The 16261-nt window shown below is 66.8% G+C and carries 11 protein-coding genes; all 11 read right to left on the minus strand.

Features of this window, described 5'->3' with window-relative positions:
* Window positions 1–8: 8 nt before the first annotated feature.
* The 11 genes from Verru16B_RS13335 to Verru16B_RS13385 all read right to left on the minus strand — a co-directional run bounded on the left by Verru16B_RS13335 (window position 9) and on the right by Verru16B_RS13385 (window position 16228).
* On the minus strand, window positions 9–380 hold the full coding sequence (locus Verru16B_RS13335; protein ID WP_069962742.1) for a response regulator: 372 nt from the start codon (window positions 378–380) through the stop codon (window positions 9–11).
* Window positions 381–422: 42 nt separating this feature from the next.
* Complete coding sequence (locus Verru16B_RS13340) at window positions 423–3662, minus strand: PAS domain-containing protein (RefSeq protein WP_069962743.1); 3240 nt, start codon at window positions 3660–3662, stop codon at window positions 423–425.
* Window positions 3663–3693: 31 nt separating this feature from the next.
* Entirely contained in the window at window positions 3694–4125 is a 432-nt protein-coding gene (locus Verru16B_RS13345; RefSeq protein WP_069962744.1) for a chemotaxis protein CheW, read from the minus strand.
* A gap of 6 nt (window positions 4126–4131) precedes the next feature.
* On the minus strand, window positions 4132–6474 hold the full coding sequence (locus Verru16B_RS13350) for a chemotaxis protein CheA (protein WP_069962745.1): 2343 nt from the start codon (window positions 6472–6474) through the stop codon (window positions 4132–4134).
* A 22-nt stretch (window positions 6475–6496) separates the two neighbouring features.
* Window positions 6497–6889: a response regulator gene (locus Verru16B_RS13355; RefSeq protein WP_069962746.1), complete on the minus strand. Its 393-nt coding sequence runs from the start codon at window positions 6887–6889 to the stop codon at window positions 6497–6499.
* A gap of 60 nt (window positions 6890–6949) precedes the next feature.
* Complete coding sequence (locus tag Verru16B_RS13360) at window positions 6950–8866, minus strand: hypothetical protein (RefSeq protein WP_069962747.1); 1917 nt, start codon at window positions 8864–8866, stop codon at window positions 6950–6952.
* 3 nt (window positions 8867–8869) lie between these two features.
* Window positions 8870–9184, minus strand: a complete 315-nt coding sequence (locus Verru16B_RS13365; protein ID WP_069962748.1) for an STAS domain-containing protein — start codon at window positions 9182–9184, stop codon at window positions 8870–8872.
* A 6-nt stretch (window positions 9185–9190) separates the two neighbouring features.
* A complete protein-coding gene (locus tag Verru16B_RS13370; protein WP_069962749.1) occupies window positions 9191–10723 on the minus strand; it encodes a response regulator in 1533 nt (510 codons plus the stop codon).
* 148 nt (window positions 10724–10871) lie between these two features.
* Window positions 10872–12647: a glutamine--tRNA ligase gene (gene glnS / locus Verru16B_RS13375; RefSeq protein ID WP_069962750.1), complete on the minus strand. Its 1776-nt coding sequence runs from the start codon at window positions 12645–12647 to the stop codon at window positions 10872–10874.
* Window positions 12648–12712: 65 nt separating this feature from the next.
* Window positions 12713–14443 carry a hypothetical protein gene (locus Verru16B_RS13380; protein ID WP_157772412.1) on the minus strand — a complete coding sequence of 577 codons (1731 nt, stop codon included), beginning with the start codon at window positions 14441–14443 and terminating at the stop codon, window positions 12713–12715.
* A gap of 63 nt (window positions 14444–14506) precedes the next feature.
* The gene (locus Verru16B_RS13385) at window positions 14507–16228 is read right to left on the minus strand and encodes a putative manganese-dependent inorganic diphosphatase (protein ID WP_069962752.1); all 1722 of its coding nucleotides are present in this window, start codon (window positions 16226–16228) and stop codon (window positions 14507–14509) included.
* Window positions 16229–16261: the final 33 nt, after the last annotated feature.

Here is a 16261-nt window from a genome sequence, read left to right on the forward strand (position 1 = left end):
GGGCGGATTTAGAGGACCAAACCGAGGAGGCGCAGCTTGTCGGCGAACATTTCCCCATCAAGCGGCTTCATGAGGTAGTCGTCCGCGCCGGCGGAGAGGGCCTCGATGACGCCATCCTGGGTGCTGTTGGCCGTGACCATCATGATCTTCATGCCGTCGTACCGCGGCTCGGTGCGGATGGCCTTGAGGAGCTCGAGGCCGTTCATGCGGGGCATGTCCCAGTCGAGGAGGGCGGCGTCGAAGGGGGTCACCTGTTCCTCGAGCCGGGCCAGGGCTTCCAGGCCGTCGGCGGCCTCGACCGTCTCCCCCTGGATGTCCTGAGCATAGGAGCAGAGCAAGCTCCGCATGGTTTTTGAGTCGTCAACGATCAGGAGGCGCATGGGACGGTGGGTTGAGGGCGGGAGGAGGCGGTGGGAGCCGGGTCAGGCGGCGACGCGGTCGGGCGGGCGTTGGGTCGAACCGGAGCTGTGGCTGCGGTCCACGATGGCCTTGAGATCGGCGGCGAGCTTGGAGAGCTCCTGGGCGGCGCTGAGGGTGTTGCGGGCGCCCTCGGTGGTGGCGCGGGTGGCCTGGGAGATGCCCGTGATGTTCTTCGCCATATCGGCGCTGCCGGCGGCGGCCTCGCTGGCATTGCGGGCGATCTCGTTGGTCGTGGCGGATTGCTCCTCCACCGCGCTGGCGATGGTGGACTGGATATCGTTGATCTGGCCGATGATGCGGCTGATGTCACCGATGGCGGTGACGGCGCCCTTGGTGTCGGTCTGGATCGCCTCGATCTTGCGCGAGATGTCCTCGGTGGCGGCGGCCGTCTGGCGGGCGAGCTCCTTGACCTCGTTGGCCACGACGGCGAAGCCCTTGCCGGCCTCGCCGGCGCGGGCGGCCTCGATGGTGGCATTGAGGGCGAGCAGGTTGGTCTGCTGCGCGATGGAGGTGATGACCTTGATGACCTCGCCAATCTCGTTGGAGCTTTCGCCGAGCTTGGTGACGGTGGTGTTGGTGTCGGTGGCGGCCTTGACGGCGGCGGTGGCGACGCGGGCGGACTCGGCGGCGTTGCGGGCGATCTCCTTGATGGTGGCGTTCATCTCCTCGGCGGCGGTGGCGACGGTGCCGACGTTCTTGCTGACCTGCTCGGAGCCGGCGGCGACGACGTCGGACTGCTCGGAGGAGGCCGTGCTGGCCTCGGTCATCTGCTTGGCGGTGGCGGAGAGTTCCTCCGCGGCGGAGGCGACGGTCTGGGAGTGGGTGGTGACGGCCTCGAGGGTCTGCTTGAGGCTGGCTTCCGCGTGCTTGCGCGGCGTGATGTCGGACGCGAGCAACACGATGCGGGTGACCTTGCCGGTCACGTCCACGCGCGGGTTGTACGTGGCCTGGATCCAGACCTCGTGGCCGCCCTTGCCGACGGTGCGATACTCGGCGGTGATGAACTTGCCGGCGTTCAGGTCGTTCCAGAGCTGGCCATAGGCGGCGGACGCCGACTGGGCGGAGTCGAGCAGGATGCGGTGATGCTGGCCCTTGATCTCGCCGAGGGAGTACCCGTAGCTGCGGAGGAAGTTGTCATTCGCCGTAAGGATGGCGCCTTGGGCATCGAACTCGATGACCAGCTGGTTGCGATTGGTCTCGGCCAACTGGCGGTCGTTGTTGGTCGACTCCACCTTGGCGGCGGTGATGTCCGTGGCGATCTTCACGATCTTCGTCACGCGACCCACCTCGTCGAGCACGGGGGCGTAGACCGCCTGGATCCAGACTTCTTTGCCCTCCTTGTTGATCCGCTTGAACACATCGGAATTGCTTTTGCCGGCGTTCAGATCCGCCCAGAACTGGGCGTAGGTCGGTGTGCCACTGATGGCCGGGTCGACAAAGATGCGATGGTGGCGGCCCTTGATCTCATCCAAGGTGTAACCCAAGGTCTTGAGGAAGTTGTCGTTGGCGAGTTGCACGATGCCCTTGGTGTCGAACTCGATGTAGGCGTAGTTGGTGTTGATGGCGTCGAGGATGGCCTTGGCGTTCTGACGCTCGACCTCGCTGGCGGTGATGTCGTAGCGGATGCCGATGTATTTCACCGGCTTGCCATTGTCGCCGAGCACCGGGGCGATGACGGCATCGACGTAGTAGGGGGTGCCGTCCTTCTTGCGGTTCTTGACCACGCCGCGGAAGGTCTGGCCGCGACCGATGGTCGACCAGAGTTCCTTGAAGACCTCCTTGGCCATGTCGGGGTGGCGCACCTTGCTGTGGGGTTTGCCGATGAGCTCCTCGCGGCTGTATTGGGAGACCTCGGTGAACTTGTCGTTGCACCAGACGATGTCGCCCTTGAGGTCGGAGACGGAGATGATGCTGGTCTGGTTGACCATCTCGGACTGGACGCGCAGCTCGGAAATCTGGATCCAGTCGACCTGGTCGGCCTTGAAGTGCCGCTTGAGGCCCTCGCTGGTGGCGTTGCAGGCGCGGGCCATTTCGGCGACCTCGTCGCGGCCGCTGACCTGGATGGCCTGGCTGAGATTGCCCTGAGAAAGCGCGACGATGGCGGCCTTGACGTGGTTGACCGACCGCACGAGGTGACGGACGAGGAAGTACATGAGCGCCATGGCGAGGGCGAGGGCCACGACGCCGACGATCAAGACGGTGTTCTTCAAAGTGTGGGCAACGCGGAAGGCCTCGGCGGGTTCGGCGCGGACAAAGGTGGTGAAGCCGGAGCCGACGTAGCCGAGGGTCGGGACGCTGCGGGCGTAGCCGCCCACCTGGATGAAGTCGGTGCCGGCACTCCGGGACATGCGCTCGTTGCGACCGCTGACGACGGCGCTGTAGGGACTGCCGGGCTTGGCCGCGGCGATCGCGGCGCTCTCGTTCGTGCTGAGGAAGTTGACCTTGAACAGGTCGTCCGGACGCGTGTGCTCGTAGCCGGTCTCCGTGGGGTCCACGTCGATGACGAGGTTGCCGTGGCGGTCGATCACGCTGAGCTCCGCGGAGCCGAGCTCCTGGTTCTTGATCGTGCGGTAGGTCGAGGCGACGATCTCCTCGAGCATGGAGGCATTGAAGGCGTTGTGCCAGTAGCCCACGAGGTTGCCGCGGTTGTCGCGGATCGGGGCGGTGAATGTCATGGTCCAGGCGGGGGCCTTGGCGCCGTAGAGCGCATTGGCGAGTTCGTCGACGGCCGGGTCGGTCACCACGGTGCCGCTGAGCAGGGCGGAGCCATCCGCCGCCTTGCCGGTCGTGAACTGGCCGGAGGACACGGCGCGGAACCAGGGGGTGGTGGCGACGGAGCGGCCCAGCTGGTCGGTGATGCCGGCGAGGGGCCGGTCGGTGGCGTCAACCGTGTTGATGGCGACGATGCGGCCGCCGGGTTCGGTGATGAAGCTGTAGACGTAGCAGCCGTAGGCCTTGACGTAGTTGTTGATCACCGTGGTGAGCTCGGCCCGCTCGGCCTCACCGAGGTTGGTGAGGTCGCGGTGCGCCACGGTGTTGAGCCCGAAGGCCTGGACGTCGCCGTAACGCTCGAAGAGGTTGCGGTCCATGGTCGCCTGGATGTTGCTGGCGGCGGCGAGCAGGGCGTAGGAGCGCTCGCGCTCCAGGCTGGCGCCCATGCGGAGGACGGTGAGGTAAATGGCCCCGATGCTGGCGACGATGAGCAGCGTGACGGGGACGAGGATCTTGTGGCTTAGTTTCATGGCGGGCGGGGGTGAAAGGGGGGCGGTGGGCTCAGGCGGCGACATCGGCGCAGCGGGCGGCGTCAAGGATATGGAGGAGGCGCTGGGGGAGTTTCTGGACGCCAATAATCAAGTGCTGGGCGGCCGGGGACAGGGTTTCGGGGGGCAGTTCGAAACTGGCGGTATCGACCTCGAGCACATCGCCGATATCATCGGCGATGAGGGCGGCCACTTCGGCGCCGAGGCGGACCACGATCAGCATGGTCGGGGCTTCCGGGGCGCGACCGGGCAGCGCCAGTCGGCGGCGCAAATCCACGGCGGTCACGATCTGGCCGCGCAGGTTGATGAGCCCGTGCACGGCGTCCGGGGCCAGCGGCACCGGGGTGAGCGGGCGGCCGCGGATGACCTCCTGAACCTCCAGGACATCAATCCCCATCAGCAGATGGTTGATCAGGAAAGTGCAGTACTGGCGGCTGGTGGACATGGGGAATCAGGCGGCACGGTCGGCGGCGCGCAGGATGGCCGGGACGTCGACGAGGTCGGTGATGGTGCCCTGAATGATGGCGGAGCCGGAGATGCCCGGGGCCGCGGTGCCTTCCTGGAGCTGGATGCGGTCCTCGACGATGTCGCGGATCTCGTGGACGACGAGGCCCACGGTCTTGCCGGGGCCCTGCTGGTAGACGATGACCGGCAGGCGGGCCTGGGCGGTGACCGCGCGGGCGCCGGGCAGGACCCGGTCGAGACGCACGAGCGGCAGGATCCCGTCGCGATACTGGACCGCCTCACGGGTGCCGGAGCGTTCGAGCTTGCTGGCGGCGAATTCCTCGAGCCGGGCGGTCTTGTCGAGGGGCAGGGCGAGGTGGTCGCGGCCGGGCACGGAGAACAGCAGCAGGCGGGTCATGAGGCCGGCGCCGGCGGCGGCGAGGGCCGGATCGGCCACGGCGGTGGTAGGTTGCTCCCCGGTGATGCGGGCGTGGTTGGCCAGGCCCAGCACGTCGAGGATGAGGGCGACACAGCCGTCGCCAAGGATGGTTGCGCCCGCGAACATGGGCAGGCCCTTGAGCTGGCGGGAGAGGGGTTTGACCACGATTTCCTGGGTGTCGCACACCTCGGAGACGACGAGGCCGAAGCGGCGGCCGTCGGCCTGCAGCACGACGATCTGGAGGTCGGAGGGGGCCTGGTCGAGTGGGCCGGCGGGCAATTTGAGTTCCCGGTCGAGGAAGACGAGCGGCATGAGCTGGCCGCGGAGGCGGAAGACCGGCGAATCGTAGACGTGCTCGAGCGCGGCGCGGGCGGCGGCGCCCTCGAGCCGGACCAGTTCCAGCAGGTTGACCTGCGGGATGGCATACCGCTGCCGGGCGACCTCCACGAGCAGCGCCGGGATGATGGCGAGCGTCAGGGGGATCTTGATCTTGAGGGTGGTGCCCTGGCCGGGGGTGCTGTGGACGTCGACCGAGCCGCCAATCTTCTCGATGTTGGTGCGGACGACATCCATGCCGACGCCGCGGCCGGAAATGTTGGTGACCGTTTCCGCGGTGGAAAAGCCGGGGGCGAAGATCAGGTTGACCGCGTCGCGGTCGGAGAGGCGGGCGGCCTGCTCGGGCGTGAGGAGGTTCTTCTCGAGAGCCTTGGCCTTGACGCGGGCGATATTCACACCGGCGCCGTCGTCGATGATCTCGATGATGACCTGGCCACCCTCGTGAAACGCGCGCATGATCAGCGACCCCTCCGGCGACTTGCCGGCGGCGGTGCGGACCGCGGGGGATTCCAGGCCATGGTCGACGGCGTTGCGGACGATATGGGTCAGCGGGTCGCGGATGGCCTCGATAATCGTGCGGTCCAGTTCGGTGTCGGCGCCAAAGGTATCGAGCCGGATCTGCTTGCCCAGTTCCTGGGCGATGTCGCGGACGATCCGCGGGAACTTGCCCCAGACTGTCTCGATCGGCTGCATGCGGGTCTTCATCATGTTTTCCTGCAGTTCGCCGGTGATGAGATTGATGCGCTGGGAGATCTCGCCGACCTGCTCGGGCCGGTGCTGCCGGCTGAGCGAAACCTGGCCGAGCTGGTTGCGTGCGAGCACCAGTTCCCCGACGAGGTTCATGAGCTTGTCGAGCAGGGTGATGTCGACGCGCACGGTGGAGCCGGCGGCGGCCGGGCCGGAAGCCGCCCGCGCCTCCCGGGGCGCCGCGCTGGGAGAGGGGAGATCGGCCGAGGGGAGATCGGCTGGTGCCGCGGCGGCGGGAGCGGCGGCATCGTCGAAGAGGCCCCAGTTCGCGGCGTCGGCGGCGGGGGCGGCCGGGGTCGCGGCCGCGGGTTCGTCATCGAAGAGGCCCCAGGTGGCGTTGGGGGTGGCCGCGGTCTCAGAGGCGGCGACCGGTGCCGGCGGAGGGAGAGGGCTCGGGACGGGGGTGGCCGCGGGGATCGGCGGCAGCGCCGCCGCCTTGCCGTCGCGCAGGTCCTGCAGCGTCTGGGTGAGGGCTTCGTGATCGGTGGTGCTCTCCACGCCGGTGGTGTCGATCGACTGCAGGATCTCGCGCAGGGCGTCGGAGAGGCGGAGGAGGGAGGAGCTGATCGCCGGGTTGATCTGCAGCCGGCCGGCGCGCAGGTGGTCGAGGAGTCCCTCGCCGACATGGGCGATCTTTTGGATGCGGCCGAAGCCGAGGCAGCCGGCCGTGCCCTTCAGGGTGTGGATGGCGCGGAAGATCTCGTTGAGCCGGTCGCCGGGGGCCGCGCCTTGCTCAAGTTCCAGGATGACCTGTTCATACCGGTCCAGTCCCTCATAACTTTCGGTCAGCATGTCCCGCACGAACTGCTGCTGGAGGTCGTTGTTCATGCAGACAGAAACGGGCGGCGGGTCAGGCGACGGTGGCGGCCGCAATCGAACCGGGCAGCACCTTGCCGACGACCCCGAGGAGTTGGGCCTGCTGGAAAGGCTTGACGATCCAGCCGGTGGCGCCGGCGGCGCGGGCGAGGTTTTTCTTTTCCAGCTCCGACTCGGTGGTGAGAATGAGGATGGGCACGGGGCGGCCGCGGAGGGCGGCGCGGGCCTCGCGGGTGAACGTGATGCCGTCCATCTGCGGCATGTTGACGTCGGTGATGATCAGATCGACGTGGTTGGCGGCCAGTTTCTGCAGGGCCTCGACACCGTTGGCGGCTTCCAGCGTTTCAAAGCCGGCCGTGCGCAACGTGAATACCACCATCTTACGCATGGTCAGCGCATCGTCCACGGCCAGCACGGTTTTTTTCATAGGAGTCGGTAGGGAGTGATCGGCCGACGGCCCAACAACTTGAGTAAAAAAACACCCGCCTCAGAAGAGATCCACGTTGTGGCCAAGGCTGGCCACCGGCTCGCCGGCGGGGATCAGGGGTGCAGGCGTGGCCTTGGGGCGGGCGGGCTCCGGGACCGGTGGGGTCACGGGTTCGGCGCCCGCCGGCATCTCTACAAACAAATCCACATCCGGGGCCGCCAGTAGGGGGCCCGTCGGACCCATCTGGGCGGTCTGGCCCTGGTGGGTCAGGCGCTCGGACGCCATGGTGTAGCGTTTGGCGTGCTGGCGCAGTTTTTCCTTGGTCTTGAGGCACGGGTCCTGGTCCGTGCGGCCGACCCGTTCGAGCAGGGTCGACAGACTCTGGCGGGTGCCTTGGATCGCCTCGATCAGCCCGGGCATGCCGGTGATGGTGGCATGGGCTTGCTGGGCGGCGTGATGGATGGCAGCGGCGGTCTCGCCGATGCTGCCCATGACGGCGATCGCGTGGTCGCGCAGCTCGTGGAGCCGGCCCTCGCTTTCCGGGCTCCGGGCGACGAGCTGGTCGTGCTGCGCGGTGCCCCGTTGCTCGAACTCGGCCAGGAGTTCGAGGCATTCGCGCGTATCGTCGCGCAACTCGCCGAGGTCACGGGCGACCTGTTCGCTGACGTCGGAGATTTCGGCGGAGATGCCGGCCGTGCGGGCGGCCAGCAGTTCCAGCCCGGTGCCCTGGTCGATCTGGAGCGAGCGCACCTGGGCGTTCAGCGCGATGAGCCGCATGTTGATCGACAGGTCCCCCAGGGTGGTCGAGAGACTGCTGGCAATGTTGCTGGCGGGACGGGCGGCGGCGTTGGCCTCCCTGGTCAGTTCCAGGGTCGAGACCACGATGCCCCGCACGCCGGTGAACGCATCGAGCAACTGCTGCACCATGCCGTCGGCGGACGCGGTCATCTGGGTGAATTCGTCCAGGGTCAGGGCGTTGCGGTCGATCTCGTCGGCCTGGGTCACGATGTGGCCGAGGTTGTCGATGATCTCCGTCTGGGCGCGCTGGAAGTCCTGCTCGATCTGGTCCAGCTGGGAGATCTGCACCTCCAGCAGGTGACCGAGGCCGGTGGCGTCGGTCTTCATCTCAGCCAGCGAGTCGAGCACGTGACCGCTTTTCTGGCTCACGATATCCTGGGTCTGGATGGCCGTGACGATGGCGCTGACCCGGCGGGTCAGTTCCCGGCTGAAGACCTGGATTTTCACGTCGCGCCGGGAATCGTTGCTCAGCTGCTCGTCGAGGGAGGCAATCGCCCCCTCGATCTGCGTGCGCCGGGCGCCGGTATGGCGGGAGTGCTCGTCGAAGTCGCGCACGAGCTTCGCCCGCACCCGGGAAATGGTGGCGTGGGTCTGGGCCAGCAGCGCGGTGTTCTGCTCGAAGGTTTCGCTGACCAGGGTGTGCAAGCGTTCGATTTCCGACACCACGGTGATGAAGGTGTCGCGTTGTTCCTGCTCGAGGGTGGCGGACTCGATCTTGATCAGCACCTCGATGTAGGTGAGCGGGGCCAGCATCGATTCCATCTGATGCTGGAAGTCGAGCATGGCCTTCGTGCGTTGCTCAGTGCGGGCGAACAGCTCGAGCAGGCGGGCGTGGTGGCCGATGCAATAGTCGATGTACTCGATCGGGCCGTGGAGGACCTGGACGGCCTCTTGAAACAGGGTCATGCCGTCGCGCTTGCCGCTGGCGATAGCCACGAGGTTCTCGCAGTGCTTGAACAGTTGCTCGATGCGGCCGTGCAGGGGGATGAAGGTCTCGCCGAGGGTGGTGAAGACCTGCTCCATCTGGCCATTGGTCGTGCGGAGCTGCGCACTGGCGTGGTCGATCACGTCGTGGCGCTCGGGCCGGGCGATCGCCTTGGTCCGGCGTTTGAGGGATTGGAGCCACCGGTTGATCAGGCGAATGATCCTGGGGCGCTGACTGCGGGAAGGAGGGTTCACGACTCAGGCACCGGCCGATTCCCGCACGATGTCGGCATACTGGCCCAAGCGGGTGAAGGTCAGGATCCTGTGCAGGTTGGGATGGGCGACGAGCAGCCGGATTTTGATACCGCGGGTGCGGCACTGTTTGATGGTGGAGACGATGAGGTTCAATCCGACGGAGTCGACGAGACGGCAGGCGCGCAAATCGATCGTGAGGATCGAGTTATCGGATACCTGGGCAGCGATGCGGCCCAAATCCGCGCGAATGCCCTCGGCATTGGTGCTCAAGATGTCGCTCGCGGCGACATAGTTGGCGGCGGTTACGGGCGGGTGCATAGCTATTTAGATGAAGAAATCCATCGTCACAATACTGCCGTTGCCGGAGAAATATGTTTGGGCGGGCAGGTTATTGATCATCACCAAGCCGCGATGTTCGGTCAGGAGTTCATCGGCCGCCGCCTCTTCATGGCGTTTGTGGTCAAAATCATGGCCGGGGCCGCTGTCGGACACCCGGAGGCGGAGGCAACCGGTGGACGGGTGATACGAGGCCTGGACCCGGGCCCATTCATCCGGGGCCCCCTTGCAGCCGTGCTTCAGGGCGTTGATCAGCGACTCGCGCAGGCACACGAGAATTTCCGAAAGCTTGTCCTCCGGCACCCCGGGCAGTGCGGTCAGCACGCTGTTCTCGATGAAGGTCTGGTGTTCGTTTATTTCCGGGAGTTGGTCGCCGCGATAGGTTTGGGCAAGGATGGCAAAGGGCTGGTCGGCCACCGACTGCTCGATGCCGAAACTGGCCCGGACCACGACAATGTCATCGGCGGCGTGCATGGTCAGCTTGGACTTGTCCTCGCCGGGCTGACACAGCCGGAAAACCAGGCTCAGGGGATCGAGTTGCAGCCGGTCCGCGAGGTCGTCGAGCCCGTCGGACCAGAAGGCGATGTGGCCTACGGGTTGGGTTTGCTGGGAAGCGTGCGGCAGGTCGGGAAACCAGCCCAGGGGGTTGCTGGGTTCTTCACTCAGCGGGCTGGCCATGCCCTCGCCGTCGATGAGGTAGGGCTGGGGGAATCCGGTGTTGAGGCACCGAATGCTCATGGTTTCCAGGTTTGCCTGGAACGCGATCGCGGCCAGCGAGATGTCGATCTCATCGGCGTTGACCGATTCGAGGAGCATCCTGTTGGTGTGGCGGAAGACCTCCTCAATGGTGCCCCCGCATTGCAGCATGCCGCGCGCGAGGCCGTGAAAATACGAGGATTGGTAGGCGGACTTCATGTCATGGCCCGAGGTGTCGGAGGCGATCATGACAAAGTTCTGTTCGTCCATCGGGAAGATGCTGAGGAAGTCACCGCTCACCGCGCCGAACGGCTGGTAGTGGGCTTGCAGGCGGCGGCCCAGCTTGGCGATCTGGTGCCGCAGCAGTTTCAGCTGGTTGCGGCCGACCTCCTGGGCAATCTGAGTGGCCTCGCGCAATTCGCGCTGCTGGCGGGTCGAGGCGACGGCGCGGGTCACATGGTCGGCCAGCACGCGGGGCACGATCGGCTTCTCCATGAAACCGTGCACGCCGTCCCGCAAGGCGCCGGCGATGAGGTCCTTGTCGCCGCACATGGTGAGGATGATGACGGCCAGGGTCGGGTCCTCGGCGCGCAGGATGCGCAGCAGATCGAGGCCCGTGCCGCCCGGCATCCAGTAGTCGGTGACAACGCAGACGTATTCGAGGGTGGAGCTGGATTTCAGCCAGGCGCTGGCCTCGTGGACCGAGTGCAAGGCGGTTGTAGCGTAGCCGAGATTTCGCAGGTGGGCCTCCAGCACCATCAGCTGGGACCGATCGTCATCGACGATCAAGATACGGCCATGGGCGACCGGAGTGAGAGACACCATGAAGCCCTATCGGACGTTCGCGGCGTTTCTTTAGGTCATCCGCGTGATCGAGCCGCGGCGGTTACGGGGGGCCGGCCGAGGCGCGGTTCTGCCTTCGCCGAGGCTATGGCCGGCGCAGCCGGAGACCCCGCCCGACAGGACAACGGGGTCACTTGGCCCAGGTGTCCTTCAGCGAGATCGTGCGGTTGAAGACGAGCTTGGAGTCGGGGGCGGAATCCTTGTCCAGGGCGAAGTAACCGAGGCGTTCGAACTGGTAGCGGTCGGCGGGTTTCGCGGTGGCGAGGGAGGTCTCGAGCTTGGCGGTGACGATCTCGAGGGATTTCGGGTTCACGACCTTGAGGAAATCGTCCTGGGCGCCGGGCTCGGCGACGGTGAAGAGGCGGTCGTAGAGGCGCACCTCGGCGTCGATGCAATGCGAGGCGCTGACCCAGTGGATGGTGCCCTTGACCTTCTTGTCGGCGTTGGGCTGCCCGTGACGGGTGTCGAGCTGGGCCGTGCAGCGGAGTTCGCTGATGGCACCGGCGTCCTTCACGATCTCATCGAGCTTGATGATGCAGGCGTATTTCAGGCGCACCTCGCCGCCGGGTTTCAGACGGAAATACTTCGGGGGCGGCACCTCGGCAAAGTCGTCGGACTCGATGTAGACCTCGCGAGTGAGGGCGACCTTGCGCGTCGTGGGCTGCTCGGCCTGCGGATTGTTGGTGGCGTCGCACTCAATGACCTCGCCCGGGGCGAGGTTGGTGAGGATGAGCTTGATGGGCTTGAGCACGGCGAGGCGGCGGGCGGCGAGGCCGTTGAGCTCGGTGCGCACGGCGTTCTCGAAGACGGCGACCTCGGTGACGGAGTCGAACTTGGTGACGCCGACGCCGGTGACAAAGGTGCGGAGCGCGCTAGCGGGGATGCCGCGCCGGCGCAGGCCGGAGAGCGTGGGCATGCGCGGGTCGTCCCAGCCGTGCACGACCTTCTCGTTCACGAGGGTGAGGAGCTTGCGCTTCGAGACGAGGGTGTAGCCGAGGTGGAGCTTGGCGAACTCGTACTGGTGCGGCAGGGCGCGGGGCAGGTCGAGGTTCTCGAGGATCCAGTCGTAGAGCGGGCGGTGGTCCACGAACTCGAGCGTGCAGATGGAGTGCGTGACGCCCTCGAGGTAGTCGCTGAGGCAGTGGGCGTAGTCGTAGAGCGGGTAGATGCACCACTTGTCTCCGGCATGGTGGTGGGCGACGTGGCGGATGCGGTAGAGGAGCGGGTCGCGCAGCCACATGTTGGGCGCGCTCATGTCGATCTTGCTGCGCAGGGAGCGGGCGCCGTCGGGGAACTCGCCGGCGCGCATGCGCTGGAACAGGTCGAGGTTCTCGGCGACGGTGCGGTTCCGGAACGGGCTGTCCTGGCCGGGGCGGTCGGGCGCGCCGCGGTATTTCTCGGTGTCCTCGGGGCTCAGGTCACAGACGTAGGCCTTGCCACGCTTGATGAGCTCGAGGGCGTAGGCGTAAAGCTGGTCGAAGTAGTCGGAGGCGAAAAATGCTTCGCTGGCCGGGCCGGGTTTCACCGGGGCGAGGTAGTGGTCGGGCCGCCCGTTGCTCGTGATCGCGGCGGGATGCGTGCCCTTGGGCTTGAAGCCGAGGCAGTGGTCGGCCCAGCCGGCGATGAGCCACTGGACGTCGGTCGTGATGGAGTCGACGTATTCGATGTCCTCCTTGACGGGGTTGGTGTCGTCAAAGCGCAGGTTGCACTGGCCCTGGTGCTCGCGGGCGATGCCGAAGTTCAGGCAGATGGACTTCGCGTGGCCGATGTGCAGGTAGCCGTTGGGCTCGGGCGGGAAGCGGGTGACGATCTTGGCGTAGCGGTTTTCCGCGACGTGGCCGGCGACGATATCGCGGATGAAGTCGGTGGGGGCGGTAGGCGGAGTGGGAGCGGGCTGTTCGGACATTCCGCCCAAGAAAGGGGATTCCCAGCCCGGGAGGCAATGTCGCAATTGACGGCGCGGGCCGGCGGTCAATTCGCGGGGGGCAGCTCGGCGAGCAGGGCCTCGAAGCGGGCGCGTTGCGTCTCGTCCTGGGGATAACGCAGGGCCAGTTGGGCGATGGCCCGGGTATTGGCCGGCACCCCGGCCTGACGGTAGAGCACGGCGGCCTGGTAGAGCAGGGCGCTGTGGCGGGGGAACAGGCGGATCCCTTCATCGAGGACCTTGAGATGCTCCGGCTTGGGGGAGACGGCGCTGAGGGACCAGGCCTCGGCGATCGTCGCATAGACCTCGGGCAGCGGCGGCGGGAGGGTGCGGGCCTTGAACAGGGGGGCGAGGACCCCGGCCATCTGGGCGTTGGTGAGGCGACCGTCCGTGCCCTGCTCGGCCTTGAACCCGTCGAGCCGCAGGCGGGCGAGCGCGGCGTGGGCGGTGGGACTGGGGAGACCTTCCTTGGTGGCGACGTTGAGGTATTTCAGGGCGTTCTCGGGCTCGGGATCCACCTGGCCGAGGCCGGCCAGCAGCGCGGGCTCGCGACTGCCCCGACGGTAGGCGAGGCGGTATTCCTGGTGGGCTGCGGCGGGCTGTAGCGCGAGGCGCAGGGCGTCGCCCTTGATCAGGCCGATCTGGGCCGGGCTCGCGGTGGCCAGGGCGATATCGGCCGGGGCGAGCAGATCGCTGTCCTGCAGCTCATACTTCTGGTATTGGTGCCGGGTGTAGCGCAGGTAGGCGCGCAGTTGTTTTTCCATGTCGGCGTAACCGACCTTGAAGCAGTCGCGGAAGAGTTCCTCCGACAGCGGCTCGCGCGCGAGGCGGCCGACAAACTGCACGAGCGCCTCCTTGTATTTCAGTTTCTCGCCGAAGAGGCAGTAATGCACGAACGCGTAGGCCTGCTTGGCCCAGAGGTTGTTGCCAAGCGGGGAGACGGCCTCGGGGTCGTCGTGGGTGATGGCGAGGAACCGGGCGAAGGGGATGAAGCGCCGGTTTTGCAGCACGATGTTGAACGGTTGCTCGCCGACGATGGCACCGGCCACCGTGGCGTCGTCGGCCGCGGCCTCGAGCGGCGAGCCGCCGGAGGCGCTGCCCTTGTAAGAATCGATCTTGCCGAAGATCAGGGTCTTCCTCGTGAGCTCGATGTCCATGATCGTCTGGGCGAGGCCTTCCTCCATCCACGCCGGGGGACGGACCTCGCTCTGGCTGAGCAGGAAGTGGACGTATTCGCGGTAGAGCTGGCGGTAATGGTCGACCTGATATTCGGCCGCCGCGCCGCCGGTCGCGAGGAGCGCGGCCGGGTCGTTGATGGCCACGAGCTGCGTCTGGAGATCGACCACGATCGCGATCTGCTCGCGGTTGCGCAGGAGCAGGCTCGGCACCAGCTGGTCGCCGCGCGCGGGGCCGGCGGGCAGGAAGGGATCGAAGCTGTTTTTCCCGCCGCAGAGGATGAGGGAGGCGGAGACGACGCGCTGGGCCGAGACCGGCCACACGAGCCGCACGGCCTGCCGGAACTTGTGGAAATCGGCGAGGAGGCGGCGCGTCTCCCGCTCGGAGGCGTTGGTCAGGACCTCGAAATCCGCGATCCGGGTGTGCTGCCAGGACTCGACGGGCGGCAGGTCCTGCTGCTCGGTCACGGTCAGCGTGGGCAGCTCGAGGGTTTCGCCGGCGGTCACCACGTCATCCGCCCCGACGAGGGGGCGGGCCAGGCAACTGAGCAGGATGAGCCCACCTGTCAGGCGGGCGGTCATGGAGCGAGAAGGGGTAATCATGAAGGGGAAGGTCGCCGGTGATCACCCGCGGTGGGCGTCCCGACCCGCCCGGCCGGATGAACGTCAGCGGATGAACGGAGAACCGGTGAGGCCGCGGTTGCTCGGCACGACGCCCTCGCTGTGCATGGCCTTGAGCAGGTCGGTGAGGTAGGGGATGAGCTGCTTCTTGCGGCTGACGACCCCGGGGAGATCGAAGACCTCGTCCTGCTCCACCTGCGAGTAGGAGATGCGGTGGATGAAGTCGGCGTCGCCCTTCACGAGCATGAGCGAGTTCTGGGTGTTGATGTCGGTGATGAGGAGCACGGCGAAGGCGAGGCGCTCGGTGGCGCGCAGTTCGGCCAGCGCGACCGCGAGGGGCTTGGCGTGCTGCCAGAAATTGTCGAAGCCGAGTTCCTCGACCTGGGAGACAGCGAAGCGGACCTCCTCCTCCTCGTAGACCTTGAAATCGGAGCGCACGACCTTGTCGGCCGGGTTGCCGAGGATGACGGAGCCGGAGCTGAAGATCAGGCGGGCAAGTTCCTCGGCCTTGATGCCGGCGTGGGCCTGGAGCCAGTTGAGCACGTCGGCGTCCTTGCTGGTGGAGGTCGGGCTCTGGAGGAGGAGGGTGTCGGAGATGAGGCCGGACATCATGATGCCGGCGAGATCGGCCGTGGGGGTCAGGCCGTGGCGGCGGAACTGGTCGGCGACGATCGTGCAGGTGGAGCCGACGGGCTCGTTGACGAAGAGGATCGGCTGGGGCGTGGTCATCGGCCCAAGGCGGTGGTGATCGAGGATCTCGGTGATGGTGACCTCGTCGGCGCCGGGCACGGCCTGGGTGAGCTCGTTGTGGTCGACCAGCACGAGGCGGGTGGGCACGGGCTTGAGCAGGTCGGACTTCGTGAGGATGCCGAGGAGGGTGTGGTCCTCGCTCGTGACCATCATGGCGTGGGGGGCGTTTTGGCCGAAACGCTTGCGGATGTCCGTGATCCGGGCGTCGGGATTGAGCGACGCGAAGTTGCGCTCGGTGAGCTGCTCGATGGTGGAGGCGGTGCGGACGAACCAGCCGGTGGTGGCGGTGTCCTGGGCGCTGACGAGGATGCTGACGCCGCGCTCGCGGGCGAGGCTCGTGATGGCGGGGTCGACGGGGAAGTTGCCGCTGACGATCAGGGCGCGGATGCCGAGCTCGATGGCGCGGCGCTGGATGTCAGCGCGATCGCCCACGATGATGATCGATTGGTCGGCGGGAATGCCGTCCTTCTCGGAGATGCTCCAGAACGTGCTGATGTCCATCGCGCCGATGCGGACGAACAGTTCCTCGAGGCGGTCGCCGTCGACCAGGTTCAGGACGGTGGCCTGGAGGGACTCGACGATGCGGGCGAGGCTGGTGCGCACCAGGCGCATGGCGCGGGGCTCGTCGAGCCGCGGGATGAAGAAGTGGCCGAGCTGCGCGAGCGTGAGCGTGCCGGTGGCGCGGTTGTCGGCGGTGACGACCGGCAGGACGTTGAGGCGGTGGCGGTCGATCATCCGCAGGGCTTCGGCGCAGGTGGCGCCCAGGGTGACGGAGTACGGGTTGACCGTCATGAGGTCGCGCACGCGCGGGGAGACGTCGCTGAGGTAGAGGGGCAGGGGCGTGTGGAAGCGCTCGAGGATGGCGTCGATGCGGGCGTTGGAGTTGCCGCAGCGGGCGGCGACATAGCCGGATTCCCCGCGTGCTTCCTTGAAGGCGGCGTAGGCGATCGCGGAGCAGATGGAGTCGGCGTCGGGATTGCGGTGGCCGATGACGTAGATGGGGTGGGCGGGAACCATGTGGGCGAGGTCAGCGTAGGGGGACGCCGGTCG

This window comes from Lacunisphaera limnophila (assembly GCF_001746835.1).
Classification (GTDB): domain Bacteria; phylum Verrucomicrobiota; class Verrucomicrobiia; order Opitutales; family Opitutaceae; genus Lacunisphaera; species Lacunisphaera limnophila.